The organism is Roseococcus sp. YIM B11640, from assembly GCF_049727625.1.
Lineage (GTDB): Bacteria > Pseudomonadota > Alphaproteobacteria > Acetobacterales > Acetobacteraceae > Roseococcus.
This window is the reverse complement of the sequence record NZ_JBBJOZ010000004.1, coordinates 131943-154010: the sequence shown is the minus strand read 5'-3', so window position 1 is coordinate 154010 and position 22068 is coordinate 131943. Positions and strand designations below refer to the sequence as shown.

The window sequence follows — 22068 nt, the reverse complement described above, 5'->3', positions numbered from 1 at the left end:
CAACCCTACCTCCAAAGAAGCATAGTGGCACCGTTCGCGGCGCCGACCAGCGCCGCCATCGGGGCCGCTGCCAACAGCCCGTCCAGGCGGTCCAGAACTCCCCCATGGCCTGGAATCAAGCCTGACGAATCCTTCACCCCGAACCGGCGCTTCATCCAGCTTTCGAATATATCGCCAGCCTGCGTGGCAACGCCAAGAATGGCGGCGACCAAAATAGCCCAGCCAAAAGAGCCCCAAGAGCCTGTCAGCATCGTAGCCACAAGTCCCACCAGCGATGCGCCCACAAGCCCGCCCATTGCACCCGACCAAGTCTTGTTGGGCGAAATGGCTGGCGCGAGTTTGGGTCCACCGAAAGCCCGGCCGATCACGTAAGCCGAGATATCCGACGACCAAACAATGGCCAGAAGGAAGATGATATTGGCTCGCCCGACGTCAGGATCACCGCGGAGGAAGATCAGAGCGACGCCGGCAGCGCCGAGATAGGCGGCCCCGAAGGCCAACCACGCCCACCGGTCAGATCCGTAAGAGCGACCCGCTAAAGCGATTAACACCGCACCGCCCAGCGCCAACGCCAGTCCCTCAGCGGGCCAACCAGCCAAGGCGCAGACCAAGGACGCGAGGGCAATCGTGAGCATCAGCATTCCCGGCAAACGGGCAATCGTGCTGCCGCAAAGGCGAGCCCATTCCCACGCCATTGCCAGGAGGGAAAGGCCGAGCAACCCTGCCCACCAGACGCCTCCCACCCAGACGCAAATCAGGGACAAGGGCCCCAGAAGCGCCGCCGTCAGAGCGCGCTTCCGCAGATCTCCCCAATTGCCCATTCAGCCGATGCGGGCGCCAAAACGCCGCTCCCTAACGGCATAGTCTGCCAAGGCGGCATTGAAATCCGTGACACCGAAATCCGGCCAAAGGACCGGAAGGAAGGTCAGTTCAGCGTAAGCGGCCTGCCAAAGGAGGAAATTGGATAGACGTCGTTCGCCCGAGGTCCGGATAATGAGGTCGGGATCCGGCATTCCCGCCGTAAACAATCGCGATTCGAAAGCCGTCGCGTCCAGTTCCTCCGGGTTTAGCTCCCCCTTCGCAGCTGCCGCTGCAACCGACTTCGCGGCCGCCACAATCTCCGCTCGGGCCCCATAGGACAGGGCGACAGTGAGGTTGAGGCGCAAGCCTCCCGCGGTGCGCTGTTCGGCTGCGTCAATTGCCTTGAGAGTTTCATCTCCGAAGCGACCACGGTCGCCGATCACGCGAAGCCGAACCCCTTCGCGGCTAAGTTGATTGACCTCCGCGCGCAGATAGTGCCGCAGAAGAGCCGTGAGTTCCTGAACCTCGTCAGCCGGGCGAGCCCAGTTCTCGGAAGAGAACGCGAAAAGGGTAAGCCAGGAGACACCGGCTCCGATCGCAGCCTCGATGGTACGGCGCGCCGCATCGGCGCCCGCCCGGTGGCCCAGGGCCACGGGAAGACTACGAGCCTGCGCCCATCGACGATTGCCATCCATGATGATGGCAACATGACGAGGAGGCTCGCCAACCGCTCCTGGCTGCAGGGCTGGAAAGGCCGACATCAGACGGTCTTGATGTCCTTTTCCTTCTCAGCAAGCAAGACGTCGATCTTCTTCACATAGTCGTCCGTGAGCTTCTGAACTTCATCAGACCAACGCTTCGCGTCGTCCTCGCCGATTTCGGACTTTTTCTTCCAGCTCTGCACCTGCTCCATCCCGTCTCGACGCACACCCCGGATGGCAACCTTTGCCCCCTCGGAGTACTTCGCGGCGGTCTTCGCCAGTTCATTCCGGCGCTGCTCTGTCAGGGGCGGCAGCATAACGCGAATGGTCTGGCCCTCGGATTGCGGATTGAGGCCAAGCCCAGAGTCGCGAATCGCGATCTCTACCGCCTTCACCACGGAGCGGTCCCAAACCTGGACCTGCAACATGGAGGGCCCAGCCACCGAGACATTGCCGACCTGGCTCAGCGGCTGATTGCTGCCATAAGCCTCGACGCGTATCGGCTCGAGCAAGGACGGACTTGCTCGTCCAGTCCGCAAGCCATTGAATTCCTTCCTGAGCGTCTCAAGCGCACCGTCCATACGGCGGACGAGATCGGCCTTCAGGGTCTTATTGTCGGGGGGCGCGGCAGGCATGACATAAGCCTCGCTATCAGGGGGCGTCGGTCACGGTGGTGAAGCGGCCCTCGCCACGTATCACAGCCGTGAAGGCCCCAGGTTCATGGATGTTGAAGACGATAATGGGCAAATGATTCTCGCGCGCAACCGAGATGGCCGCAGCGTCCATCACCGCCAGATCGCGAGAGAGCATTTCGAGGTAGCTGAGCGTCGTATACCGCTCGGCATCAGGATTCTTTCGAGGGTCCGCAGCGTAGACACCATCGACCTGCGTGCCCTTGAGAAGAGCATCGCAGCCCATCTCAGCGGCCCTGAGCGCAGCAGCGGTATCGGTCGTGAAGAAGGGGTTCCCCGTGCCGGCCCCGAAAATCACCACCCTTCCCTTCTCCATATGGCGCATGGCGCGCCGACGGATGTAGGGCTCGCAGATGGAGCTCATCTCGATCGCGGACTGCACCCGCGTCTGAACGCCGATCTTCTCCAGAGCCGACTGCATCGCCAACGCATTCATCACGGTCGCTAGCATGCCCATGTAGTCGGCCTGCGCACGGTCCATGCCGGTGGCCGCGCCCGCAATACCGCGGAAGATATTACCCCCACCGATCACGATGGCGACCTCAACGCCCAAGGCGACCACGCCCGCGACATCCTGCGCGATCGCTTTCAGGGTCGCTACATCAAGCCCATAAGAGCGCTCGCCCATCAGGGCTTCGCCAGAGACCTTCAGAAGCACGCGCTTGTAGCGAGGCGATTCGCTCATCGGGAGGTCCGGCTTGTTCGAGGGGTTCGTCGAGTGGAGCGGCGGATGCCGCTCCACGTTCTTCTATCGAGTCAGGAGACGCCAGAAGCCGCGGCAACCTCGGCCGCAAAGTCCGAAGCCTGCTTCTCGATGCCCTCACCCAGATGGAAACGGGCGAAGCCCTTCAGCTCTAGCCCGGCCTTGGCCACGACAGCCTTAACCCGGCTTTCGCCATCGTGCACCCAGACCTGCTCGAGGAGGACCACTTCCTCGTAGTACTTACGGATTCGGCCCTCAACCATCTTCTGGATCACCGCCTCAGGCTTGCCGGAGGCCATTGCCTGCTCCGTCAGCACGGCCTTCTCCCGCTCAAGAGCGGACGGCTCCACTGCGGAGACGTCCAGCGCCTCGGGGCGGGTCGCGGCCACATGCATGCCGATCTGGCGACCGAGCGTCTCCATCACCGGCTCCTCGCCCTCGCCCTCGAGGGCGACCAGAACGCCGATCTTGCCGAGGCCCGGCTTCACAGCGTTATGGATGTAGGTCGCGACAGCGCCCTTCTCCACCCGGAAGACCTTGGCGCGGCGGAGCGACATATTCTCGCCGATCGTGGCGATCATCTTGGTCAGCTCTTCCTGGGTGCTGTGCGTCGTTCCCGGGAAGGTCGCAGCCTTCAGCTTCTCCAGATCGTCGCCCACCGAAAGTGCCAGGCCAGCCACCTCGGAGACAAAGTTCTGGAAGGCCTCGTTGCGCGCAACGAAGTCCGTCTCGGCATTGACCTCGACCATCGAGGCGACGCCGGGGCCGGAGGCAACGCCCACCAGACCCTCGGCGGCCACCCGGCCGGACTTCTTCGCCGCCGCAGAAAGACCCTTCTTGCGGAGCCAGTCGATCGCCGCCTCCACATCGCCGGCGGTCTCCACCAGCGCCTTCTTGCAGTCCATCATGCCGGCACCCGTCGCTTCGCGCAGGTCCCGCACCATGGCGGCCGTCACTTCAGCCATTGCTCGTGCTCCTTAAGATATGGCGCTCGAATATCAGATCAGGCCTGGGCCGCCGGAGCCTCTTCCGCCGCCGGCTCAAGCGCTTCCTCAGCCACCGGCTCGGCCAACGCGCCGACGTCGCGACCCGAAGCCTGCAGCTCCGCGGAGATGCCGTCGAACACGGCAGCCGCGACGAGGTCGCAGTAGAGATTGATGGCGCGGATCGCGTCGTCGTTGCCCGGGATCGGGAACGTAACGCCCGAGGGATCGGAGTTGCTGTCCACGACGGCCACCACGGGAATACCCAGCGTGTTGGCCTCCTGGATCGCCAGCTTCTCCTTCACCACGTCGATGACGAAAATCATGTCCGGAAGGCCGCCCATCTCACGGATGCCGCCCAGCGCGCGGTCTAGCTTATCGCGCTCGCGGGTCAGCATCAGCACTTCCTTCTTGGTCAGGCCCTGGATGTCGCCCTGCAGACGCGCGTCCATCTCCTTGAGGCGCTTGATGGAACCCGTGATGGTCTTCCAGTTGGTCAGCATGCCGCCGAGCCAGCGATGATTCACATAGTACTGGCCGCAGCGGGTTGCCGCCTCAGCCACATACTCGGCCGCCGCCTTCTTGGTGCCCACGAAGAGGACGCGGCCACCACCGGCCACAGTGTCGCGGACGGCGCGAAGCGCGCGCTCCAGCATCGGGACGGTCTGCTGCAGGTCGAGGATGTGGACCTGGTTGCGGACGCCGAAGATGTAGGGCGCCATGCGGGGGTTCCAGCGGCGCGTGTGGTGGCCAAAATGCACACCGGCCTCGAGCAGCTGGCGCAGGGAAACGTCGGGCATCGCCATGGGCGAAAACTCCTTCCAAATCAGTCCGGTTGAGCCTCCGCGGCGCAAACCCCGGCATCAGCCGAGACCGGACCCTGCCAAATCGGAAGGGGGCGCCGCGTGTGGATTACCGGCGGGCCCTCCCGCCGGCTGGCGTCGCTATGACCGAAAAGCCTCATCGACGCAAGATGAGGCGGCCGCTTCCAGCACCGCCCTGAGTCGCACCGCGCCCTCCGAAATCGTTGTATCGTTCTGAATCGTCACGATATCCAGCCCGGAGGGAAGGCTCATCTCACGCTCAAGCCTCCCAGCAATCTGCTCCTCGGTTTCGCGGCCGCGCCGGCGCAGCCGTTCGGCCAGAACCCCAACAGGCGCGGTGACCTGCACAACCCGAAGCCGACGAATCGCGGCAGCCTCGTGCAGAACCGAACGCGACACGCTGATTACGACGAGTTTCTCGGCAGGAGCCTCGTTTCGCCGAATTCCGTAGCGGAGCCCATGCGCTGCCCATTGCAGGATGAAGCGCCCTTCTGAAGAAAGCGCTTCGAACTCAGCGCCGGTGACAGCCTCATGCTCCTCGCCTCCGGCGTCGGCCGGCCGAGTGATGGTCCGTCGCGCGAAATGGAAGCGGGCATCCCCCGCCACTTCGGCCCTCACCTCATTCAACAGACTGTCTTTGCCCGCGCCCGACGGGCCAGCCAGAGCCACCCAGATCATCATCCCTCCGGATTGACCCCGTTCCCCATTCTTGCCCAGATCGCGCCCTCTATGAAAGGCGCCCGATGTTCACCACCCGCCCTGAGATCGCAGGAACCTTCGGGGCTGTCGCCTCGACCCATTGGCTTGCGAGCCAGGTCGGCATGGCGGTGCTGGAGAGGGGCGGCAATGCCTTCGACGCCGCGGCGGCAGCTGGCTTCACCCTCCAGGTCGTGGAGCCGCATCTGAATGGCCCCGGCGGGGACTGCCCGATCATCCTGCATGACGCGAAGCTGGGGCAGCAACGTGTCATCTGCGGTCAGGGCCCGGCACCGGCCGGCCTGACCGTCGATCTCATCCAGTCGAAGCTCGGGCTCGACATGATGCCCGGCACCGGCTTCCTGGCCGCTCCCATTCCCGGCGCCTTCGACGCCTGGGCCTCGATGCTGTTCCACCACGGTACCTGGCGGCTGCGGGATGTGCTGGCCTTCGCGATCTCCTATGCGCGCCATGGCGCTCACATGGTGCCCCGGATTGCCCAGACTGTCGCAAGCGTCCGGCCGCTGTTCGAGACGGAGTGGACGTCTTCCGCCGCGATCTGGCTCCGAAACGGCGGGCCTCAGCCCGGGCAGCTCTACGCCAACCCCGTCCTGGCCGACACCTATGAGCGCGTGCTTCGCGAAGCCGAGGCCCCGGGCCGCAATCGAGAGGCCGAGATCCAGGCGGCCCGCGATGCCTGGTATTCGGGCTTCGTCGCAGAGGCTATCGAACGCTTCGGCCGCGTCCCGGCCATGGACACCTCAGGCGAACGTCACGCCGGCGCCCTGACAGCCCAGGACATGGCCAACTGGCGAGCCGGCATCGAGAAGCCGCTGGCCTACGACTTCATGGGAACCACAGTCCTGAAATGCGGCCCCTGGAGCCAAGGGCCCGCCATGCTGCAGACCTTGGCGCTGCTGTCGGGCTTCGATATCGCGGCGATGGATCCAGTGGGCGATGCGTTCGTCCACCACGTCGCCGAATCCATGAAGCTCGCCTTCGCAGATAGAGAGGCCTTCTACGGAGACCCCGACTTCACCGACGTTCCGATAGAAACGCTGCTCTCGAAGGCATACACCGACGCGCGTAGGGCGCTGATCTCGCATGATGCGTCGTTGGAATTCCGGCCGGGGAACCCGGACGGATTGCCGGCCAGGGGTGTAGACTACGCCGCTGCCATCGAACGGGCGGAGGCGATGGCGATGGCCGCCGGTACGGGCGAACCGACGGTGTCTCGCCTGGGCGCGTCGGGTGGCGACACCTGCCATGTGGACGTCATCGATCGGCACGGCAATTTCGTGAGCGCCACTCCGTCGGCCGGATGGCTGCAGTCTTCGCCCGCCATTCCCGAACTGGGTTTCTGCCTAGGCACACGCTGCCAGATGTTCTGGCTGGACGAGAGCCTGCCCAATGGCCTCAAGCCCGGTAAGCGCCCGAGGACCACGCTTTCGCCTTCCATGGTGCTTCGCGATGGCCAGCCCTGGCTGAGCTTCGGAACACCAGGCGGCGAGCAGCAGGACCAGTGGCAGCCCATCATGCTGACACGCATGCTGGCCCACGGCTTCAACATCCAGGAGGCCATCGACCTGCCCTCCTTCCATTCCGAGCACTGGGTCAGCAGCTTCTGGCCCCGTGGCGCAAAGCCCGGGAAGCTGGTGCTGGAGGGACGCTTCGCGGCGGAAGTCCTCTCCGCTCTCCGCGCGCGTGGCCACAAGGCCGAAATGGGTGGCGACTGGAGCGAAGGCCGCCTCACGGGCGCCCGCCGTGAAGGCGATGGCCAGATCTTCGCCGGCGCCAATCCGCGCGGTATGCAGGGCTACGCGGTGGGGCGCTGAGTCTTCCCCTCAGGCGCCAAGCATTTGCTTGGCGCCTGAGGGATGGCTTGTCAGAGCTTACGCTGCTGCTGCGCAAGGTAGCTTCTGTTACGCGTGGGCGTGATCAGTACCTCGTTGATGCAGACATGCGCCGGCATCGTCGCGATAAACGCTACCAAAGCCCCGCAATCCTCCGGCTGGACCATCTCGGAAAGCTCCTTGTCGCTGAGCTTGTTCGGCCGCTTGTCGAGAATGGGCGTCCTCACCTCACCGGGGCACATGACGCAGGAGCGTATGCCGCTGCCACACTCCTCCATGTTGAGGCTGTGGCTCATCGCGACGACCGCATGCTTCGCCGCCGTATAGCCCGCTCCAGAGAGCGGGCTCACGAAGCGCCCGGCCATTGAGGCCGTGTGGATCATCAGTCCCCCGCCCTTCGCCCGCATGAGGGGAAGTGCCGCCATCGCACAGTAGAAGGCAGAAAAGAGGTTGCCGTTGACCAGCTCCTGCACGCCCTCCGGCTTGAGATCGCGCCAGGTTCGCTGCTGGATGTTGACGCCGGCATTGTTGACCAGGGTGTCGAGCCGGCCAAGCTTTTCACCGATGAAGTCGGCGACCTTCTGAACCGCAGCCGGCTTTGTGAGATCGGCCGCCTTCACGTGCGCGACGCCACCGATCGCTTTGACCTCGGCGGCCACCTTCTCGAGCTTTTCCTTGGTTCGCCCCGTCAAAACGACGGCCGCCCCTTCCTTCGCCAGCGCGATTGCCGCCGCCTCGCCGATGCCGCTCCCCGCGCCCGTGATCCAGGCGACCTGACCGGATAGCTTGCCCATCGCAATCCCTCCCCTTTTGCGCCGTGAAGCCTAGATAGGTCCGCGCCACGTGCAAGAGCCCGGCTTGCCGCCCTGGCGCGAGCATGCTTCGCTCGCAGGAAGAAGATTGGGAGAGAAACGCCATGGCGAAGTTCCGCATTGTCACCCCCGCAGGGGCCAGCTTCACCGTCGCCGGAGGCGGATACGACCTCGAGATGGAGGCCCTGCAGGGTATGGATGCGGAGATGGTGGAGGCACCGACCGACACCGCGGGCTTCATCGCCGCCGCCAAGGATGCGGACGCGATCTACGCCAAAGGAATCCCGATCACGGCCGAGATCATCGAGGCGCTGAAGAACGTAAAGGTCATCACGCTCGGCAGCGTCGGGGTGGATAGCGTGGATGTTAAGGCCGCGACCCGCGCCGGTATCCCGGTGACCAACGTGCCCGATACCTTCATCGAGGAGGTCGCCGATCACGCCATGACGCTGCTGCTCTCGACCTTCCGCCGCGTGATCGAGCAGGACAAGATGGTGCGCGAGCATCGCTGGAAGGAAGGCCGGCCGGCGCTGCTCAAGATCCCTCGGCTTATGGGCCAGACGCTGGGTCTCATCAGCTTCGGCCGCGTGGCTCGAGCGGTGGCCAAGCGAGCCGCCCCCTTCGGACTGCGCGTCGTGGCCTATGATCCTTTCCTCGACGAGACACAGATCAGCGAGCATGGCGTGATGCCCGTCTCGCTGAGCGAACTCCTCAGCATGTCGGACTTCGTGTCGATGCACGCCCCGGCCCGGCCGGAATGCCATCACATGCTGCGCGAGGAGCACTTCAAGCTGATGAAGAAGAGCGCGATCTTCATCAACACCGGTCGCGGGCCCACCGTGGATGAATCCGGGCTCATCAAGGCGCTGAGTGAGGGTTGGTTCGCATATGCCGGCCTCGATGTGCTGGAGGTCGAGCCTCCGTCGCACAACAATCCGCTGCTCAGCATGGATAACGTGATCCTCTCCGCCCACACGGCCTCGGCCTCGGCGCGTTTCGACGAAGCGCGGAAGCGTCGCGTGGGTAGCGAGCTAGCGCTCGTGCTGTCGGGCAAATGGCCGATGAGCTGCGTGAACCCGGCCGTTCTCCAAAACACCAAGCTGCAGCGTTGGCAGCCCGTGGGCCTCGGCCGGGGCCCGAATAGCTAGACCCCGGTTGGGAGGGCCTGCCCCCTCCCGCGTCCAACGACGAATCAGGCGCCAAGCTTTCGCATGACGGTTGCAAAGCCTTCGCGGATCGTACCCTCGCGAATGTGGCGCCCGGACTCCACGACCACTACGCCGCCGACTGCGACGCTACGTGACATGCGGTCGGCGGGCCCGAATGCCCAGGCGTCCAACAGGCCGTCGCCCTCGCGGCCCACAAGGGTTGGATGCTCGTCGTCCAGCTCAACCAGATCACAACGCTTGCCGACCGCGATGGCACCCATAGCAACGCCGCAAGCCTGCGCCCCGCCTTCCAGCGCGCGCTCCAGCAGCCCACGCCCGGGATGCGGCCGCTCCGTGTCCGTCGCCACACTCCGAAGCTCCAGCGCCAAGCGCTGGCTGGTCTCGAGCTGGCGGATCTCGGCGGCAGGATCGGTACCGACATGACTGTCGGTGCCGAGACCGAGTATTCCCCCGGCCGCGAGATAGGCCGGCAAAGGAAAGATGCCATCACCCAACGAGGCTTCGGTGCTCGGACACAAGCCAGCTACCGCGCCGGTCGCGGCCAACTCGCGCGTCTCGGCCTCACTCATGTGCGTGGCATGGATGAGCACCCAGCGGCGGTCGAGGGGGCAGTTACGCAGCAGCCACTCGACAGGGCGGAGGCCCGTGGCGTGCAGGCACTCCTGGACCTCCTTCTCTTGCTCGGCAGCATGAATGTGGATGGGCGCGTCGAACTCGGCCATCGCCTCCAGCATCGCGGGGGTCACGGCGCGTAGGCTGTGTGGCGCCACGCCCCATGCGGCATTGCGCTGGCGACCGGCGGTAGCACGCACACGGTTCACAATTTCCTGAAAGCCATCCAGATCGTTCAGGAACCGCCGCTGCCCTTCATGCGGCGGGGCACCGAAGATACCGCCATGGCGGTAGAGGCTCGGCAGCATGGTGATGCCGATGCCCGCGGCCTCGGCTGCCGCGAAAAGGCGCTGCGCCATCTCCGAACGATCAACGTAGGGCGAGCCGTCGGGCGCATGGTGAAGGTAGTGAAATTCTGCGACGTGGGTGAACCCGCGCGTCAGGCATTCGGCATAAACCATCGCGCCGATTGCCTGCGCATCCTCCGGCGAGATCGTCAGCGCAAAGCGGTACATTGTCTCGCGCCAGGACCAGAAGCTGTCGCGGCCAGCGGGGCTCCGCCGCTCGGCTCCGCCTGCCATGGCCCGCTGGAAGGCATGGCTATGCAGGTTACCGACACCAGGAATCACATGGCCACGCAGGAAGTGTGCCGGTCCGCCCCGCGGAGCGCCCGGCGTAACGTCAGTGATGAGCCCGGCCTCATCACTGGCGATCCGGACGTCGCGCCGCCAACCCTCGGGCAGTAGAGCGTGAGCGGCGAGAAATTCAGGCATGGAGGCTTCCTGCACGACGGTGGCGTGAAAACATCGCGTTGCGCCCCCGGCCAGGCAACCCCGCCCCGATGACAGGGCAGGCACCGCCCCCTTATCCTCGCTCGATGACAGAGATCATTCCCGCGGGGCAGGCCCGCCTCGCCCAGATCCGCGCCGTCAGAGACGGAAGACCGCTCGCTCTGGCCGATGGCTGGAAGGCCGATGTCGCCGACGGGCTCGCCACACTACAGAAGGCCCTGGCGAGCGGGGAGCCGCTGTATGGCGTGAACACGGGCTTCGGAAAGCTGGCCTCTACCCGCATCCCGGCCGAGGACCTAGCCACTTTGCAGATCAACCTGCTGCGGAGCCACGCAGCGGGGACCGGCACGCCATTGCCACGCCCCGTGGTGAGATTGGCATTGGCGCTGAAGGCACTGTCTCTGGCGCGCGGGGCCTCGGGTGTGCGGCCGGAAATCGTGGAGACCCTGCTCGCACTGCTGGCCGCGGATATGCTGCCAGACGTACCCTCCCAGGGTTCGGTCGGCGCGTCGGGTGACTTGGCGCCTCTCGCCCATCTTTCGCTGGTGCTGGTGGGCGAGGGCTCGGCCACTGACGGCGAAGGAACGAGCCGCGACGGCAAAGCGGCGCTGGCCGCTATTGGCCGCGAGCCCGTGACGCTCGGCCCCAAGGAGGGCCTGGCGCTATTGAACGGCACCCAGGTTTCGACTGCCCTGGCCATTGATGGCCTGTTCCGTTCGCAAGACCTGCTGCGTGCCTCGCTGCTGACGGGTGCGATGAGCGTCGACGCCGCCCGGGGCTCCGACACGCCCTTTGATCCGCGCATCCACGCGCTTCGGGGCCAGCCTGGCCAGATTCGTGCTGCTGAGGCGCTGCGGGCACTACTGGCCGGCAGCGCGATTCGGGAAAGCCACCGCCATGGCGATGTGCGTGTTCAGGATCCCTATTGCCTGCGCTGCCAACCGCAGGTTGCCGGCGCCTGCCTTGATCTCATCGAGCAGGCAGGCGCCACGCTGGAGCGTGAGGCCAATGCGGTCACCGACAATCCGCTGCTGGTCGCGGGCGGCGAGCTGCTCTCAGGCGGCAACTTCCACGCTGAGCCAGTGGCATTTGCGGCCGATACGCTCGCCATCGCTGTCGCCGAAATCGGTGCGATCGCCGAGCGCCGGATCGCCCTGCTAACCGACCCGGTACTCTCGGGCCTGCCGGCATTTCTGGTGAACACGGGCGGCCTGAATTCCGGCTTCATGATCGCGCAGGTGACGGCCGCGGCGCTCGCCAGCGAGAACAAGTCGCTAGCCCATCCACGCAGCGTGGACAGCATGCCGACCTCCGCAAACCAAGAGGACCATGTCTCCATGGCGACCGGGGCCGGGTTGCGGCTTCGGCCCATGCTCGACAATCTCGAAGGAATACTCGCCATTGAGTGGCTGGCGGCCGCGCAAGGTATTGACTTCCATCGCCCCCTGACGACCTCGCCGCCACTCGAGGCTGCGTTTGCCGCGCTACGCATGGAGGTGGCGCCTTGGAACCAGGACCGCCTGATGGCGCCCGACATCGCAGCCGCCCGTGCACTGCTGCCCAGCCTCGCTGACCAGGTGAAGCTCCCGTGAGCTTCGACCATGTCTGGCTGAACGCCCATCTAGCCACCATGCGTGACGGCACCCTGGGCCTCGTCGAGGATGGCGCCATCGCTGCGAAGGATGGGCTGATCGCCTATGCCGGGCCGCGCACCAGCCTGCCCGACCATGATGCGCCAACCACCGATTGTGGCGGTGCATGGATCCTACCCGGCCTGATCGATTGCCACACGCATATGGTCTTCGGCGGCAATCGCGCTGGCGAGTTCGAAGCCAGGCTGGCAGGCGCCTCGTACGAGGAGATCGCTCGCCAAGGCGGCGGCATTCTCTCCACCATGCGGGCGACTCGCATGGCATCGGAGGAAGCGTTGGTCGCCGCCGCCCTGCCCCGCCTCGACGGGCTGCTCCGCGAGGGTGTGACAACGGTCGAAGTGAAATCCGGCTACGGGCTGGAGTTGGGTGCCGAGCTGCGCCAGCTTCGCGCTGCCCGCGCCCTGGGCAAGGCACGGCGCGTGAGTGTGGCGACGAGCCTCCTCGCCGCCCACGCCACCCCTCCGGAATACGCTGGGCGCCGGAGCGAATACGCGAAACATGTCGCTGAGGTTATCGTACCTGCCGCTGCTGCCCAAGGCTTGGCAGACGCCGTTGATGCCTTCTGTGAGAATATTGCCTTCACCCCGGAGGAAACGGCGATGGTTTTCGAGGCTGCCCAGGGCCTCGGCTTGCCCGTGAAGCTTCATGCCGATCAGCTTAGCGATGGCGGCGGCGCGGCGCTCGCCGCCCGCTTCGGTGCGCTATCCGCTGATCATCTGGAGCGCTCCAATGCCAAGGCCATCGCAGCAATGGCGCAAGCCGGCACGGTGGCCGTGCTTCTCCCCGGGGCGACGCTCACGCTGCGGGAAAGCCAGTTTCCCGACATCGCCGCCATGCGGAGATGCGGCTGCCGCATGGCCCTATCCACTGACATGAATCCCGGGTCGTCGCCGGCACTTTCCTTGCTTCTGATGCTCAACCTCGGCTGCACGCTGTTCCGGCTGACGGTCGCCGAGGCATTGCTGGGCGTCACGAAGCACGCTGCCTCGGCCCTGGGTTTCAAGGATCGCGGTGAGTTGGCGGAAGGAATGCGCTGCGACTTGGCGCTTTACGCGGTGAGCCGCCCCGCTGAACTTTGCTATTGGCTGGGTGGCAACCCGTGCATCGGCCGCGTGGTCGCCGGAGCCGCCGCATGAGTCCGGCGGAGATCGAGGCTATCATTTACGCGGGCGTACCCCTCAGCGCCGAATGGGGTGTTCGCGTTCTGGACGCTTCGCCAGGCTTCGCGCGGCTCGAGCTGCCTCCAAGCCGCCGGGTGCTGCGGCCAGGCAACACGATCTCGGGTCCTGCCATCATGGGCCTTGCGGATGTCGCCATGTGGGCCGCGTTGCTGGCGGCCACAGGAGGCAGGGACGAAAGTTTGACGACAGCGATGAACGTGAACTTCCTCCGTGCCTGCGGTCCAGGGCCGATTATCGCGACCGCCCGCGTCCTCAAGGGCAGCGGTCGCACGGTCTTCGGTGAAGTGCTGGTGACACGCGTGGGAAGCGAGGATGTTGCCGCGCACATCACGACCAGCTGGGTCAGAAGTAAGCCGAAGACTTAACCGATGACCGCGCGCAGCGTGCATCGGTCATAGAGCTGCGCGCGTTGTCCGAAGGGCTTCCTGCACCTCCCGGGTCGATAGCGCGAGCGCCCGTCCATCGCGCTCAGCCGACGCGGCGGCCCGTGAAGAGCACCGCCGCCAGCATCGCGCCTGTGCAGAGCGCGGCCCCGAGCGCCTTCACCGGCCCGATATGCTCACCCACCACGACAGCCGAGAGGATAAGTCCCGTTACCGGCACCAGCACGGAGAGCGTAGCGGCGCGCGTGGCGCCCAGCATCTCCACGCTGCGCGCGAAGAGGAGCATCGAGATGCTGCCCAGCAGCACCCCCTGCGCCACCAGCATCCAGGCGATGAGCCCTATCGGTAGCGCGAAGAAGGCATCGGCGCGCAACAGCACGAAGGGCGGAAAGATGAAGGGCAGCGAGACCAGCGTCACCGCCGCTGCCGCCGGGATGGCGGAGACCTGCCAGCGCCGCAACAGCACCGTGAAGACCGCCCAAGTACCGCCGGCCGCCATCAGCAGCAGGTCGCCGCGCCAGGCGCCCGGATGCTGGCCCAGCCCGTCCCAACCGATGATCAGAACGCCGGCCAGCATGGTCGCCAGCGCCGCAAGGCGTCCGCGTGTCGGCCGCTCTGCGAGCAGCCACCAGGCAAGAAATGCGCCGAAGATGGGGGAGACCATGGGTGCGATGGTCGAGCCATGCGTCGCCGGCGCGAAACGCAGCGCCGAGACGAACAACACGAGATTCCCGGCGCCAGCGAAGAGGAAGAGCACGAAGATGCGTCGCCAGCCCAGCCGCCGCATCTCCTCACGGTGGCGCCAGACGAGCGGCAGCAGCAGCAACGAGGCCGGGACGTAGCGACAGAAGAGGATATCGAGGACGTGGAAACCCTGGCCCACCAAGGCCAGCCGCGCCACCACCGCATGCCCGCCCCAGATCACGGAGGCGAGGGCGCCGAGGAGAAGGCCCAACAACAGGCGAGGATTGAGATTCAACACGGCGCTGGCATCGCCGTGTCAGGGTGGCAGTCCAGCCCCTCGCGTCAACCCAGGGCAGCGAAGGTTACGCCAGCACCTCGTTCACGCCATCGGCGAATTCGGAGAAGGGAACGCCATAGACATGGATCGAGACCGCCACCTCGGCCGAGCAATTGGCGATGCGGTGGATGAGCTCAGGCGAAGCCGGACCGTGGCTGGTGGCGCCTCGCCGACGCAGATGCGCGGTCGCGGGCTCCGGCACCTCGCCGGGTGTAAAGAAATGCTCGGTCAGAACGCCACGATGGACGCCGAGCGCGCACCATGTGCGATGCGCGTGGACAGGCGACATCTGGCCCGGGCGCCATACCAGCGCGACGACCGCATAGCCCTCGCCCTCGCCCAGCAGGTGGCGGATGTAGCGATCCGGACAGCAGGGATAGTCCTTGCCCGAAAGCAGCATCGGATCGTCCAGATGTGGCTGGATGGCGGCGGCCACTGCTTTCGGGCGCTCCTCCAACGACACCCGGGCAGCGACCCGGATGTCCGCGAGCAGCGCGTCGATGCGCGTCAGCGGGGCGATCATGTTCACAGCACGGTCCTCGCATCCGGGGCGGTGAGCGCAGCCAGCACCATCTGGCGGCTGGCCGAAACCTGTTCATGCATGATGCGCGCGGCATCCTCGGCACGGCCGAGGGCCAGTGCCTCCACCAGCACGTGATGCTCGTGCGCCATCTCGCCCGTACGGTCGCGAGGGCGGAGGCCGAGGACGAGCATGCGTGTACTTTCGTCCAGCAGGCGGGCAAGCTGGCGCGCCAGACGCGCGTTGCCAGCGAGCTCGGCGATCGCGACGTGGAAGGCCTTGTTGGCTTCGAGGAACCGCATCGCGCTATCCTCGTCGGAACAGTCGTAACCCTCGGCGCAGACAGCATCGAGCCTGGCGAGGATCTCTGCATCCACCCGGCCTGCCGCGCGGCGCGCCGCCTCGGGCTCCAGCATCAGGCGGAGGTCGAAGACCTCGTGGATGTCGCGGATCGTGACGAGGCTGACCATCCAGCCGCGCCGGGGAACGGCAGTGACCAACCCTTCTTCCGCTAGTCGTGCCAGAGCAGCCCTGACCGGCGCCTTGCCGAGCTCCAGATGCTGGGCAACGGCGGCCTCGGACACGGTTTCGCCGGGCGCGAGCCTGGCGGCAAGTATGTCCCGCCGCAGTTCGGCCACGGCGCGCTCGGTCAGGGAAGGCGGAGCTTCCAGGGCTGTCAAAAGCGACATTTGGCTGCGCTGATCCCTGACATGTCAGAGCAGTTCTACTGCTGCAGGACGTACTTCTGCAACAGGGAAAATGAGGCCGGACAGCGCCGGCCTAATAGCCAATCAGTCCACCGCCGCCCCGGAACGGCGCACAATCTCGCCCCAGGCGGCGACGTCGCGCCGCTGGATGTCAGCGAATTCGGCCGGCGTATAAACCGGCGGCAGCGAGATCCCCTGGTTTTCGGTTAGCCACTTGCTGAACTCCGCGTCGCGCAGGACGCTGGTCACCGCCGAGGAAATCTTCTCCAGGACCGGCGCAGGCAAATGGGCGGGGCCAAACAGCCCATACCACGTCGTGCTGACGAAGCCCGGCAGGTTGCAGGCCTCGGCCACCGTCGGCACGTCCGGCAGGACCGCCAGTCGCTGAGCCGTGGTGACGGCAAGCCCCCTCACCTGCCCTTGGCGCATCGCGCCCATGGCAGGTCCGGACTGGTTCAGGAAGAAGTCTACGTCACCCGCGAGCAGCGCAGTCTGTGCGCCCGGCTGGCCGCGATAAGGCACGTGCGTCACGTCAATATTCGCGGCCATCGAAAACTGCGCGCCGGCCAAGTGCGTCGAGGCGCCATTGCCAGTGGATGCATAGTTGAGCCGGCCCGGATTGGCGCGGGCAGCCGCCAGCAGCGCCGAGCAATCGGTGAACTGCGGCCGCTTCTCGGGTGAGACGGTGAGGATGTTGGGCACGTCGCCTAGGTGGGAGATAGGCGTGAAGTCGCGGATCACGTCGAAAGGCAGCGTGCGATAGAGCGTCGCATTGATGGCGTGCGTGCCAGCCGTGCCGAAATAGAGCGTGTAGCCATCAGGCCGCGACTTCGCGACGAAATCCGAGCCGATATTGCCGCCGGCGCCGGTGCGGTTGTCCGCAAGGATGGTGACGCCCAGAGCCTTGCCCAGCGGCTCAGCCATCCGGCGGACATATATGTCGATGCCCGAGCCGTTTGGAAAGCCGCTGTAGATGGTGATCGGCCGGTTGGGAAACGGCCCGTCCTGGGCAACAGCGATGGCCGGCGCCGCAAGTGGCAGGGCGAGGAACGAACGGCGAAGCATGGGCGGGTTCTCCAAAGCCTGGGTTGGGCGCAATCTAGGTGCGTGCATCTCTGAGGGAAATCATGGCCGGTCACATCGCGCGCGGCGGCAAGTCCGTATATGGCGCGCCGCTCGGCATTCTCATGCTCGAGGCCCGTTTTCCGCGCATCCTGGGCGATATGGGGAATGGGGAGACCTGGCCCTTCCCGGTCCTGTTCCGGGTGGTAAGGGGAGCCTCCCCAAGCCGTGTGGTCGAGCAGGGCGCGGCGGGGCTGCTGGATGCCTTCGTCGACGCGGCGCGCGACCTCGTGGATCTGGGAGCTGAGGCCATCACCACCAATTGCGGCTTCCTGTCACTCTTCCAGGCGGAACTCGCGTCGGCCGTCAAGGTGCCGGTCGCGACCTCGTCCATGATGCAGGTGCCCTGGGTGCAGGCGACGCTACCGCCCGGCAAGCGAGTGGGGATCGTGACGGTGAACGGCGCAGGTCTCAGCGCCCAGCACCTGGAGGGCGCCGGCGTGCCGGTGGATACGCCCGTCGAGGGCACCGAAGGCGGACGCGAATTTTTCCAGGTACTTATCCGTGGCGCCAAGCAGGATATGAATGTGGAACTCGCGCGGCAGGACATCCTGGATGCCGGCGCACGGCTGCTGAAGCGGCATCCGGATGTCGGGGCCATCGTACTGGAATGCACGAACATGCCGCCCTACGCGGCAGATCTGGCCGCCGAGACGGGCCTGCCGGTCTACGACATCTATTCGATGATTTGCTGGTTCCAGGCCGGGTTGAGGCCACGCCGCTGGTCGTAGGCTTTACTTACGCGGCGCGGCGCGCGAGCCGTCGAGATATATGTTCGGAACGATGCTGGGCCAGGGAGTGATGGGCTCGGCAGGCCGGCAATCTGGGCGCAGCGCTCCGCAGTCCCAGCGATAGCCCTCTGGTCGACCGCTCAGTGACCCGGGGGGTTCGTGACGGCAGCGGCAAAGCCGCCCATCGAAGCAGGCCGTCATTCCCTCGCGCAGGCTATTGCAGACGGGAACTTGCGCGACCGCGGCGGCTGGCACGGCGAAGAACAGCAGGACCAGGGCGGCGCGCATTCCAGCAAACTGCAGGAGCAGAGGTAAACAAACAAAAAAGGCCCCAGACGTCTCCGTCCGGGGCCCTGCATTTCGCTTTGAAGCGAAATGCTTACTTCATGCCAACAGCCTGGCGGCCACGCTGGCCGTCACGCACGTCGAGCGAAACCTTCTCGCCCTGCTGCAGGTCGGTACGACCAGCGCGGGTGAGGACGGACGAGTGCAGGAATACATCCTGGCCACCGTCTTCCGGCGTCACGAAGCCGAAGCCACGCACCTGATCGAACCACTTCACGGTGCCGTTCAGCGGATAGACGGGGCCGGTGCCCTCATCGAAATTGCGGCGCGGCGGACGATCGCCAAAGCCACCGCCGCGCGGACCGCCGAAGCCACCGCCGGGAGCGCCGAAATCGCGGCGGGGAGGACGATCGCCGAAGCCGCCGCCAGGACCACCGAAGTCGCGCCGGGGAGGACGATCACCGAAGCCGCCGCCAGGACCACCGAAGTCGCGCCGGGGAGGACGATCACCGAAACCACCGCCAGGACCACCGAAGTCACGCCGGGGAGGACGATCACCGAAACCACCGCGAGCGCCACCGCCACCGGGGCCGCGCTTCAACTCGGTGATTCGCGTGACAAGGCGGCGCCCCTGGCGGTCGGAGCCGATCTCGCACACGAGGACATCGTCGGTGTCAGGCTGGTCGATACCCGCGTCGGTTAGAGCGGATGCGTGGAAGAACACGTCCTGCCCATCAGGCCCGAGCACGAAGCCAAAGCCCTTGCGGCCGTTGTACCACTTGACCTTGGCCTCGATCAGGCCGGTGTCACCGCCCGAAGGCGAATAATCGTCAGACACGTCTTTCTTCAATCCACGCTAGTGTTCTCGGCCGAACGGGATGCTGGCCGAGTACGCGAACCATGGCACCCCTCGAAGAAGAATGCACGTGAAAACATCAGTAGAACCGGCGAGGCGAATAAGGCTCCGCAGAAATAGGCGCCCTAGTTCCCGCGATCAGAGCCACAGCGAGCTCCGCACTACGGGGCGCAGCCACCAAACCAACGTGCCCATGACCAAAACAATGAAGAATGTCAGTTGTTTGTGAAGCTGGACCGATGCAAGGAAGCCCGTCCGGCATGGATGGCCGGTGCCCCATCCAGACCTTGATCCTTTCGGAAGCAATTTCTCGAGGCAGGCCCGGGAAGCTGCGAAGGAGATGGTCCCTCAGAATATCCGCCCGTTTCCAATTGGGTGCGGCTGCGAGTCCAGCGATCTCCACCTGGCCCGCCACGCGCAGGCCCTGCTCTGTCATTGTGATGCTCATTTTGCCGTCTGACGGCATCAGAGGCATCTTTGGCGCAGCCTCGGGATGGGCGATCACCGCGTGATAGCCGCGCTCCGTCTCCAGCGGCAGGTCATCACCTGCCTCACGCGCCAGGGCCTTGGAATAGGCGCCCGCCGCGATGACCGCCCGGCCCGCCGGGACCTCGCCTTGGTCCGTATGGACTGCCTTGAGGCGCCTGCCCTCGACCCGGAATCCGGAGGCCCTTGCCGTCACCCGTCGCATGCCGTTCGCCTCGGCGAGCGCCACCAGGGCAGCGACATAGGCGCCGGGATCGCGGCAATGCCCGCCCTCCTCCACCAGGATGCCAAAGGTGTAGCGCCGATCGAGGTCCGGCTCGCGTTGGCGGAGTTCGTCCTCACTTATCTCGATCCACCTCACGCCGGTCTGGGCACGGACGCGCCAGGCGAGCGCCTCGGCCTCGAAGGCCGCGCGATCGGGAAAGATGTAGAGGAGGCCGCGACGCTCGATCAGATGGCCAACCCCCGCTTCCTCGGCCAGCGCGGCGTGCAGGGCAGGCGCACCGGCGACCAGTGCCCGCAGCGCGTGGCCCGTCTTGAGCACCTTCTCCTCGGTCGAACCCGCGCGCAGGTATTGCAGCAGCCAGGGCCAGACCTTGGGAAAATAGCTCCAACGAATGGCGAGCGGCCCGAGCGGATCGCTCAGGAACTTCGGCACCTTCTTCCAAAGGCCCGGCACCGCCGGCGGCACGGTGCTGGAGGGGCTGAGCCAGCAGCCATTGCCGTAGCTCGCCGCCTGCTCGCCACCGGGCGCCGCGGGCTCGATCATCGTCACCTCGAAGCCCGCGCGCTGGGCATGGATGGCGACACAGGCACCCACGACGCCGCCGCCGATGACGACGAGTTGGTTATCCGCGCTCATTGCCGCCCCGGATCCTGGCTCGCCAGAAGCGACACGTGGGCCGAGACTACCCGCCAGCCGGTCTCAGGCAGGCGCACCATGATCTTCGTCTCCCGTCCGATCAGGCCGGTGCCGACACGCTCGTACTCCAGATGCGTGCATGCGAAGTCCCTGCCGAAGCTCGTGATATGGACCTTGCGCTGCACCCGCTGCGCGTAGGCCTTCACGCTATTGCGGAAAGCACGGATTGCGTCGATCCCGTAGAGGATCTCGGTGACGCCGAAACGGACCGTGCGCGGGTCAGCCCAGAAGATGCTGTCCAGCACCTCCGTCCTGTTGTTCATGAGCGCGTCCTCGTAGCGGTCGAAGACGGCGCGGGCTTCGGCGATGACGCCGGGATCGTCGAGTTCCATGGGGCGATGCTTGCCACGGATTCGCAGCGAGACAAGCACCGCATCGTGCGATTCCTGGCCTTGGCTCTGCTCATACTTACCCCGTCCGGCAGGCGCCCAGCCCGCCGGCCGTGCGGAGGGCCAGCGCATCCTGGCCCCAGACCATCGGCGAGGCCCAGGCCGGGCGGGTCCAGATACTGGCCATCACCAACGGCGTGCTGGTCCACTGCGGCTAGGATTGGCAGCGCAACTTTCAGCGCCTAGCCCCGCAACAGCGCGCAGTGGGGCGTAGCGAGGCCGCGATGCAACGTATCGCCATCTGGCACCGCTATTGGCAGGGAATGGCGCAGCGCATTGCACCCGAGGACCAAGCGGAATGCACGCGCAGGATGCGTACCAACCTCGGCATGCAAGCGGAGGCGGCGCTGCGTGCCTCCTCCAGATGGCGATGGCTTTAGCCGGCGGCCGCGACCGCTCGCTTGGCCATCACGCTTACGAGATGGGCGCGATATTCGGCGCTGCCATGGATATCGCCGTTCAGGCCATCGGCGTCCTGCTTGATGCCGGCCACGGCCTCGGGCGACCACGACGAAGCCAACGCCGCCTCCATCTCCGCCTGGCGAAACACGCAGGGGCCTGCGCCATTGATCGCGACCCGGATGCCCTGCGGCCCCTTGGAGACGAAGGCACCGGCCATGACATAGCGGCTCGCCGGGTTGCGCATCTTGGCATAGCCCGCCTTCTCGGGGATCGGGAACTTGATCGCGACCAGCAGCTCATCCGGCTCCAGCGCCGTGGTGAACATTCCCAGGAAGAACTCGTCGGCCGGGATCTCGCGCTTGCTTGTCACGACCGTCGCGCCGAGCCCCAGCACCGCCGCCGGGTAGTCCGCTGCCGGATCGTTGTTCGCAACCGAACCGCCGAGCGTGCCGCGATTGCGGACCTGCGTATCGCCGATATTGGAAGCCATCTGTGCCAGCGCGGGAATCGCGGCCTTCACCTCGGCGCTGTTCGCGACCTCGACATGCTTGGTCAGGGCGCCGATCACAATGGTGTTCCCCTCGCGCTTCACCCCCTTCATCTCCGCGATGCCGGTGAGGTCCACGACGGTCGTCGGCTTGTTCAGGCGGTGCTTCAGAGCCGGCAGCAGGGTCTGGCCACCGGAGATGGTCTTCGCGTCGGGGTCCGCCGCCAGGAGCTTCACGGCATCCGCGACGGAGGAAGGCTTGGTGTAGTTGAAGTCGTACATGGCTG

At 65.8% G+C, this 22068-nt stretch carries 23 protein-coding genes; 6 read left to right on the top strand and 17 right to left on the bottom strand.

Annotation, left to right across the window (positions count from 1 at the left end; translation table 11 throughout):
* Positions 1 to 5: 5 nt before the first annotated feature.
* From WJM96_RS17150 to phnN, 7 genes are all read right to left on the bottom strand, one after another.
* Positions 6 to 821, bottom strand: coding sequence for a phosphatidate cytidylyltransferase (locus tag WJM96_RS17150; RefSeq protein ID WP_424813752.1), 816 nt, complete (start codon positions 819 to 821; stop codon positions 6 to 8).
* A complete protein-coding gene (uppS, locus tag WJM96_RS17145) occupies positions 822 to 1562 on the bottom strand; it encodes a polyprenyl diphosphate synthase (protein ID WP_424813751.1) in 741 nt (246 codons plus the stop codon).
* The gene (gene frr / locus WJM96_RS17140; protein ID WP_424813750.1) at positions 1562 to 2137 is read right to left on the bottom strand and encodes a ribosome recycling factor; all 576 of its coding nucleotides are present in this window, start codon (positions 2135 to 2137) and stop codon (positions 1562 to 1564) included. Before frr ends, uppS begins: the two co-directional genes overlap by 1 nt.
* 16 nt (positions 2138 to 2153) lie before the next feature.
* Positions 2154 to 2879: a UMP kinase gene (gene pyrH, locus WJM96_RS17135; RefSeq protein ID WP_424813749.1), complete on the bottom strand. Its 726-nt coding sequence runs from the start codon at positions 2877 to 2879 to the stop codon at positions 2154 to 2156.
* 71 nt (positions 2880 to 2950) lie between these two features.
* Positions 2951 to 3862 (bottom strand): translation elongation factor Ts, encoded by a 912-nt coding sequence (gene tsf / locus WJM96_RS17130; protein ID WP_424813748.1) that lies wholly within the window; start codon positions 3860 to 3862, stop codon positions 2951 to 2953.
* 38 nt (positions 3863 to 3900) lie between these two features.
* Positions 3901 to 4686 (bottom strand): 30S ribosomal protein S2, encoded by a 786-nt coding sequence (rpsB, locus tag WJM96_RS17125; RefSeq protein ID WP_424813747.1) that lies wholly within the window; start codon positions 4684 to 4686, stop codon positions 3901 to 3903.
* Between the two features lie 138 nt (positions 4687 to 4824).
* The gene (gene phnN / locus WJM96_RS17120; RefSeq protein ID WP_424813746.1) at positions 4825 to 5385 is read right to left on the bottom strand and encodes a phosphonate metabolism protein/1,5-bisphosphokinase (PRPP-forming) PhnN; all 561 of its coding nucleotides are present in this window, start codon (positions 5383 to 5385) and stop codon (positions 4825 to 4827) included.
* A gap of 62 nt (positions 5386 to 5447) precedes the next feature.
* On the opposite strand from phnN, the gene WJM96_RS17115 reads away from it, so the two are divergent.
* Entirely contained in the window at positions 5448 to 7235 is a 1788-nt protein-coding gene (locus WJM96_RS17115) for a gamma-glutamyltransferase family protein (protein WP_424813745.1), read from the top strand.
* Positions 7236 to 7285: 50 nt separating this feature from the next.
* Here WJM96_RS17115 and WJM96_RS17110 read toward each other — a convergent pair whose 3' ends face one another.
* Complete coding sequence (locus WJM96_RS17110; protein WP_424813744.1) at positions 7286 to 8047, bottom strand: SDR family oxidoreductase; 762 nt, start codon at positions 8045 to 8047, stop codon at positions 7286 to 7288.
* A gap of 122 nt (positions 8048 to 8169) precedes the next feature.
* Between WJM96_RS17110 and WJM96_RS17105 the strand changes: the two genes are divergently transcribed.
* Entirely contained in the window at positions 8170 to 9213 is a 1044-nt protein-coding gene (locus WJM96_RS17105) for a C-terminal binding protein (RefSeq protein ID WP_424813743.1), read from the top strand.
* A 44-nt stretch (positions 9214 to 9257) separates the two neighbouring features.
* Here WJM96_RS17105 and WJM96_RS17100 read toward each other — a convergent pair whose 3' ends face one another.
* Complete coding sequence (locus WJM96_RS17100; protein ID WP_424813742.1) at positions 9258 to 10619, bottom strand: formimidoylglutamate deiminase; 1362 nt, start codon at positions 10617 to 10619, stop codon at positions 9258 to 9260.
* A 104-nt stretch (positions 10620 to 10723) separates the two neighbouring features.
* On the opposite strand from WJM96_RS17100, the gene hutH reads away from it, so the two are divergent.
* From hutH to WJM96_RS17085, 3 genes are read left to right on the top strand one after another with little or no spacing between them, the layout of a single operon-like run.
* Positions 10724 to 12229: a histidine ammonia-lyase gene (gene hutH / locus WJM96_RS17095; protein ID WP_424813741.1), complete on the top strand. Its 1506-nt coding sequence runs from the start codon at positions 10724 to 10726 to the stop codon at positions 12227 to 12229.
* On the top strand, positions 12226 to 13425 hold the full coding sequence (gene hutI / locus WJM96_RS17090; protein ID WP_424813740.1) for an imidazolonepropionase: 1200 nt from the start codon (positions 12226 to 12228) through the stop codon (positions 13423 to 13425). The genes hutH and hutI overlap by 4 nt, the downstream gene beginning before the upstream one ends.
* Positions 13422 to 13835, top strand: a complete 414-nt coding sequence (locus WJM96_RS17085) for a PaaI family thioesterase (RefSeq protein WP_424813739.1) — start codon at positions 13422 to 13424, stop codon at positions 13833 to 13835. Before hutI ends, WJM96_RS17085 begins: the two co-directional genes overlap by 4 nt.
* A gap of 103 nt (positions 13836 to 13938) precedes the next feature.
* On the opposite strand, the gene WJM96_RS17080 is transcribed toward WJM96_RS17085, so the two are convergent.
* The 4 genes from WJM96_RS17080 to WJM96_RS17065 form a co-directional block, all read right to left on the bottom strand.
* Positions 13939 to 14811: a DMT family transporter gene (locus tag WJM96_RS17080; protein ID WP_424813738.1), complete on the bottom strand. Its 873-nt coding sequence runs from the start codon at positions 14809 to 14811 to the stop codon at positions 13939 to 13941.
* Between the two features lie 88 nt (positions 14812 to 14899).
* Positions 14900 to 15397 (bottom strand): cysteine dioxygenase, encoded by a 498-nt coding sequence (locus WJM96_RS17075; RefSeq protein WP_424814036.1) that lies wholly within the window; start codon positions 15395 to 15397, stop codon positions 14900 to 14902.
* 2 nt (positions 15398 to 15399) lie between these two features.
* Positions 15400 to 16083, bottom strand: coding sequence for a GntR family transcriptional regulator (locus WJM96_RS17070; protein ID WP_424813737.1), 684 nt, complete (start codon positions 16081 to 16083; stop codon positions 15400 to 15402).
* Between the two features lie 102 nt (positions 16084 to 16185).
* Positions 16186 to 17166, bottom strand: a complete 981-nt coding sequence (locus WJM96_RS17065) for a Bug family tripartite tricarboxylate transporter substrate binding protein (RefSeq protein ID WP_424813736.1) — start codon at positions 17164 to 17166, stop codon at positions 16186 to 16188.
* Positions 17167 to 17228: 62 nt separating this feature from the next.
* On the opposite strand from WJM96_RS17065, the gene WJM96_RS17060 reads away from it, so the two are divergent.
* Positions 17229 to 17954, top strand: coding sequence for an aspartate/glutamate racemase family protein (locus WJM96_RS17060; RefSeq protein ID WP_424813735.1), 726 nt, complete (start codon positions 17229 to 17231; stop codon positions 17952 to 17954).
* 379 nt (positions 17955 to 18333) lie between these two features.
* Here the strand turns inward: WJM96_RS17060 and WJM96_RS17055 are convergent, their stop codons facing one another.
* The 4 genes from WJM96_RS17055 to WJM96_RS17040 form a co-directional block, all read right to left on the bottom strand.
* Entirely contained in the window at positions 18334 to 19077 is a 744-nt protein-coding gene (locus WJM96_RS17055) for a cold-shock protein (protein WP_424813734.1), read from the bottom strand.
* Positions 19078 to 19174: 97 nt separating this feature from the next.
* Entirely contained in the window at positions 19175 to 20443 is a 1269-nt protein-coding gene (locus WJM96_RS17050; protein ID WP_424813733.1) for an NAD(P)/FAD-dependent oxidoreductase, read from the bottom strand.
* Positions 20440 to 20835 carry an oxalurate catabolism protein HpxZ gene (gene hpxZ, locus WJM96_RS17045; protein WP_424813732.1) on the bottom strand — a complete coding sequence of 132 codons (396 nt, stop codon included), beginning with the start codon at positions 20833 to 20835 and terminating at the stop codon, positions 20440 to 20442. The genes WJM96_RS17050 and hpxZ overlap by 4 nt, the downstream gene beginning before the upstream one ends.
* A 433-nt stretch (positions 20836 to 21268) precedes the next feature.
* Positions 21269 to 22063: an FAD binding domain-containing protein gene (locus WJM96_RS17040; protein ID WP_424813731.1), complete on the bottom strand. Its 795-nt coding sequence runs from the start codon at positions 22061 to 22063 to the stop codon at positions 21269 to 21271.
* Between the last annotated feature and the right edge of the window lie 5 nt (positions 22064 to 22068).

Excerpts from the sequence above, each read along its gene's own strand:
- WJM96_RS17110 (WP_424813744.1), bottom strand. The coding sequence starts at position 8,047 with ATGGGCAAGCTATCCGGTCAGGTCGCCTGGATCACGGGCGCGGGGAGC.
- WJM96_RS17065 (WP_424813736.1), bottom strand. The coding sequence starts at position 17,166 with ATGCTTCGCCGTTCGTTCCTCGCCCTGCCACTTGCGGCGCCGGCCATC.
- WJM96_RS17085 (WP_424813739.1), top strand. The coding sequence starts at position 13,422 with ATGAGTCCGGCGGAGATCGAGGCTATCATTTACGCGGGCGTACCCCTC.
- frr (WP_424813750.1), bottom strand. The coding sequence starts at position 2,137 with ATGCCTGCCGCGCCCCCCGACAATAAGACCCTGAAGGCCGATCTCGTC.
- tsf (WP_424813748.1), bottom strand. The coding sequence starts at position 3,862 with ATGGCTGAAGTGACGGCCGCCATGGTGCGGGACCTGCGCGAAGCGACG.
- WJM96_RS17100 (WP_424813742.1), bottom strand. The coding sequence starts at position 10,619 with ATGCCTGAATTTCTCGCCGCTCACGCTCTACTGCCCGAGGGTTGGCGG.
- WJM96_RS17060 (WP_424813735.1), top strand. The coding sequence starts at position 17,229 with ATGGCCGGTCACATCGCGCGCGGCGGCAAGTCCGTATATGGCGCGCCG.
- WJM96_RS17075 (WP_424814036.1), bottom strand. The coding sequence starts at position 15,397 with ATGATCGCCCCGCTGACGCGCATCGACGCGCTGCTCGCGGACATCCGG.
- WJM96_RS17105 (WP_424813743.1), top strand. The coding sequence starts at position 8,170 with ATGGCGAAGTTCCGCATTGTCACCCCCGCAGGGGCCAGCTTCACCGTC.
- WJM96_RS17115 (WP_424813745.1), top strand. The coding sequence starts at position 5,448 with ATGTTCACCACCCGCCCTGAGATCGCAGGAACCTTCGGGGCTGTCGCC.
- rpsB (WP_424813747.1), bottom strand. The coding sequence starts at position 4,686 with ATGGCGATGCCCGACGTTTCCCTGCGCCAGCTGCTCGAGGCCGGTGTG.
- phnN (WP_424813746.1), bottom strand. The coding sequence starts at position 5,385 with ATGATGATCTGGGTGGCTCTGGCTGGCCCGTCGGGCGCGGGCAAAGAC.
- WJM96_RS17040 (WP_424813731.1), bottom strand. The coding sequence starts at position 22,063 with ATGTACGACTTCAACTACACCAAGCCTTCCTCCGTCGCGGATGCCGTG.
- WJM96_RS17150 (WP_424813752.1), bottom strand. The coding sequence starts at position 821 with ATGGGCAATTGGGGAGATCTGCGGAAGCGCGCTCTGACGGCGGCGCTT.
- pyrH (WP_424813749.1), bottom strand. The coding sequence starts at position 2,879 with ATGAGCGAATCGCCTCGCTACAAGCGCGTGCTTCTGAAGGTCTCTGGC.
- hutH (WP_424813741.1), top strand. The coding sequence starts at position 10,724 with ATGACAGAGATCATTCCCGCGGGGCAGGCCCGCCTCGCCCAGATCCGC.
- WJM96_RS17050 (WP_424813733.1), bottom strand. The coding sequence starts at position 20,443 with ATGAGCGCGGATAACCAACTCGTCGTCATCGGCGGCGGCGTCGTGGGT.
- WJM96_RS17070 (WP_424813737.1), bottom strand. The coding sequence starts at position 16,083 with ATGTCGCTTTTGACAGCCCTGGAAGCTCCGCCTTCCCTGACCGAGCGC.
- uppS (WP_424813751.1), bottom strand. The coding sequence starts at position 1,562 with ATGTCGGCCTTTCCAGCCCTGCAGCCAGGAGCGGTTGGCGAGCCTCCT.
- hpxZ (WP_424813732.1), bottom strand. The coding sequence starts at position 20,835 with ATGGAACTCGACGATCCCGGCGTCATCGCCGAAGCCCGCGCCGTCTTC.